This is a genomic window from Methylobacterium sp. WL6, from assembly GCF_008040095.1.
Taxonomy (GTDB): Bacteria; Pseudomonadota; Alphaproteobacteria; order Rhizobiales; family Beijerinckiaceae; genus Methylobacterium.
The window spans coordinates 1-3,189 of sequence record NZ_VRVH01000413.1 but is presented as its reverse complement, the minus strand read 5'-3'; the positions used below and the strand labels follow the sequence as shown (position 1 = coordinate 3,189).

Genomic DNA, 3,189 nt, shown 5'->3' with positions numbered 1-3,189 from the left:
GGCACAACCACGTGGGCGACGCTCGCCACGTGGTTGTGCCCGTGCAGGACGAGGTCGGCGCCGACGCGGCCGAGCATCGCGCTGAAGGCCGCGGCATCGCGCAGGTCGCGTCCCGGGCTCGCGCCGCCGGGATGGGGCGGGTGGTGGATCATCACGACGCGCGCCGGCCGCGACGGGTCGGTCGCGAGCGTGCGCAGGAGCGATTCGGCCGCCGCGATCTGGCGCGGCCCGAGCCGGCCGGTGGCGACGAACGGCACCGTCGGGATCGCGCTCGACAGGCCGACCAGAGCCAGCGGCCCGCGCCGGCGCAGATAGGGAAACGTGCCGCTGCCGCCGGCGTCGTCGGCGGTCCAGGCACCGCAGGCCGCGAGCAGGCCCTCGAGGGAGCCGCGCACGTAGGCGTCGTGGTTTCCCGGCACGAAGCTGACCGCCTCGGGCGTGCCGAGCGCCTCCAGGAAGATGCGCGCGGTGTCCCACTCGCTCGGCAGGCCGATGTTGCACAGGTCGCCGGTGCAGGCGACGTGGTCGGGCGCCTGCAGCCTCAGATCGGCGACGAGCGCGCCGAGCACCTCCATGTCGTGGCTGCGCGAGCGCCCGCGGCGCCAGTTGGCGTAGCCCGTCGCGCGCTTGCCGAAGAGCTGGCGCAGGCGCGGCCGCGGCAGGGGGCCGACATGCGGGTCGGTGAGGTGGGCGAGGCGGAAGGACACGGGGGACCGCATCGCGGTTGAGGCCGGCCGCGTCAAGCGAGCCGGCGCGTGCCGCGCGCCGGCCGAGCCTCACGCCGCGCGACGATCGAGGCTCACGCCGCGCGACGATCAGGGTTCATGTGAAGGCGACCATCCCGACGCCGACGATCATCAGGGCCGCCCCGAGCACGCGCCACAGGCTGGCCGGATGGACCTCGAACCCGACCCAGCCGTAGTTGTCGAGCACGATCGAGGCGACGACGCCGACCGTCACGATGAGGCCGAGGAACGACGCGGCGCCGATCGCGGGCGCGGCGTAGAGCTGGGCCAGGATCAGCAGGACGCTGAGGCAGCCGCCGAGCCAGCCCCACCAGGGCACCGCGGCGACCTGCTCCCAGCTCGGCACGGCGAGCTTGCCGAATGCCAGGCCGCCCAGCAGCATGAAGGCCGTGCTGACGAAGAGGATGACTACGGCCGCCGTGACCGGCAGGCCGAAGGTCTTCGAGAGGGTCGCGTTCTGCCCGGGCTGGATCGCGTTCGCGAGGCCGGCGAGGACGGTCAGTCCGTAGAGATACCACATGACCCGGTATCGCGCGGCCGAACCGCCCAGTTTCCCGATTCGGATCGCCTGCGACGAAATGGTGGCGGCCGGCGCCCCGTCGGATCGGGCGATGCGCTCAGGCGCTGCCGATCAGCACCCCCACCGCCAGCACCAGCGCGCCGCCGAGCACGATCTGCAGCACCGCGCGGCCGAACGGGGTCGCCATGTAGCGGGTGCGGATCGCGGCGATGGCGAGCAGCTCGATCGCCACCACCAGCACCGCGAGGCCGGTCGCGAGCGCGAAGGCGTTCGGCCAGTGGCTCGGGATCGCGTAGGGCAGGGTGTGGCCGAGCCCGCCGAGCGCCGTCATCGCGCCGCAGACCAGGCCGCGCATCCACGGGCTCCCGCGCCCGGTGACGCGGCCGTCGTCCGAGAGCGCCTCGGTGAAGCCCATGCTGATCCCGGCCCCGAGCGAGGCCGCGAGCCCGACGAGGAAGGTCGCGCCGTTGCTGTGCGTGGCGAAGGCGGCGGCGAAGATCGGGGCCAGCGTCGAGACCGATCCGTCGATCAGCCCGGCGAGCCCCGGCTGGACGTAGGCGAGCACGAAGGCGCGGTGGGCGTCGTCGTGGGGTTGCGGGGTATGGGGGTCGACGACGAGGGTCGCGTTCATGATCGACATCCTATTTAGATCAATTCCAAGCTACACATTGGAATTGATCCAAACAACCCGTTTCGCGCGGTTTCGAGGTGTTTTCGGGCACGCCGCGCAGCGATCGGCCGCCCCGGGACGCCCGGTCTCGGTTGCGCGGGCCGAGGCGACGGGTCTAGACAGCCACCGGGCGGCGCAGGACGGTGCCGTCCCGCTGTCGCGTCCGAACTGCCCGACCCGTCGCCAGGCGCGGTCGGCGCCTTGCCGCCCTCCGGCCGTCGCGCCCCCGCGCAAGCCCGGCCGAGCCTCGGAAAGCGAGACATGAATCCCACGCCGACCGTTCCCGCCGTTCGCGTGCCGCAGCATTGCGCGGCCTCGCCCGGCGATCGCGGCCCGTCCGCACGGGGCCGGGTGCGCCGGGCTTCGGCACGATGAGCCTGGGCAAGCGCGTCATCCGCCATCCGGCCGTGCAGGGCGCCCTGGGACGGCTCGCGGCCGGCTACCTCACGCTCGTGCGCCGCACCAACCGCTTCACCGTCGAGCCCGCCGGCGCCGATCCCTGGCTCGACGGGATGTCGCCGTTCATCGCCGGGATGTGGCACGGCCAGCACATCATGGTGTCGTTCGCCGGCCGGCCGGTGGACCGGGTCGCGACGATCATCTCGAAGAATCCCGACGGCAACATCAACACCATCGCCCTGGAGCGGATGGGCGTGCGGGTGATCCGCGCCTCCGGCGCCCGCGGCCGCGTGGTCAAGGACGCCAAGGCCAAGGGCGGCGCCGAGGGCCTGCGCGCGATGATCCGGGCCCTGAAGAACGGCGAGATCGTCGCCTTCTCGGCCGACGTTCCGAAGGTCTCGCGCCGGGCCGATGCCGGCATCCTCACCCTGGCGCGCTTCTCCGGCCGGCCGATCGTGCCGGTGGCGGTGGTGACGAGCCGCCACATCCGCTTCGGCAGCTGGGACCGCGCCTGCCTCGGGCTCCCGTTCGGCCGCGGCGCGGTGGTGTTCGGCGAGGCGGTCTTCGTGCCGCGCGATCCCGACCCGGAGACGTTCGAGGCCCTGCGCGCCCGCCTCGAGGCCGAGATGAACCGGGTCCACGACCGCGCCTACACCCTTGTCGGCCGCCTCGACCGGGTCGGGGACAACTGGCTCGGGGCCGCCGCGCCGCGCGCCGAGGCGGCATGAGGATCCGGGCATGAGGGCGCCGCCCCTCACCTTGGCCCTCAAGGCCTATCGCGGCGGCCTGTGGCTCGGCGAGCCGGCGGTCGCCGGCCTGCTGGCGTGGCGGGCGCGGCAGGGCAAGGAGGACCC

The 3,189-nt window shown here is 73.6% G+C and carries 3 protein-coding genes and 1 pseudogene; 1 reads left to right on the top strand and 3 read right to left on the bottom strand.

Going from position 1 to position 3,189, the window contains the following annotated elements:
• From FV230_RS26465 to FV230_RS26455, 3 genes and pseudogenes are all read right to left on the bottom strand, one after another.
• Positions 1 to 707 (bottom strand): metallophosphoesterase (locus FV230_RS26465; RefSeq protein ID WP_246686489.1); only part of this gene is annotated, 707 nt, incomplete at its 3' end.
• A 115-nt stretch (positions 708 to 822) separates the two neighbouring features.
• The gene (locus FV230_RS26460; protein ID WP_147729846.1) at positions 823 to 1,266 is read right to left on the bottom strand and encodes a DMT family transporter; all 444 of its coding nucleotides are present in this window, start codon (positions 1,264 to 1,266) and stop codon (positions 823 to 825) included.
• A gap of 97 nt (positions 1,267 to 1,363) precedes the next feature.
• Positions 1,364 to 1,834: pseudogene (locus tag FV230_RS26455) on the bottom strand (VIT family protein); the annotation flags it as partial.
• Between the two features lie 473 nt (positions 1,835 to 2,307).
• Here FV230_RS26455 and FV230_RS26450 point away from each other — a divergent pair.
• Complete coding sequence (locus FV230_RS26450) at positions 2,308 to 3,063, top strand: lysophospholipid acyltransferase family protein (protein ID WP_147844497.1); 756 nt, start codon at positions 2,308 to 2,310, stop codon at positions 3,061 to 3,063.
• Positions 3,064 to 3,189 lie beyond the last annotated feature (126 nt).

Excerpts from the sequence above, each read along its gene's own strand:
- FV230_RS26460 (WP_147729846.1), bottom strand. The coding sequence starts at position 1,266 with ATGTGGTATCTCTACGGACTGACCGTCCTCGCCGGCCTCGCGAACGCG.
- FV230_RS26450 (WP_147844497.1), top strand. The coding sequence starts at position 2,308 with ATGAGCCTGGGCAAGCGCGTCATCCGCCATCCGGCCGTGCAGGGCGCC.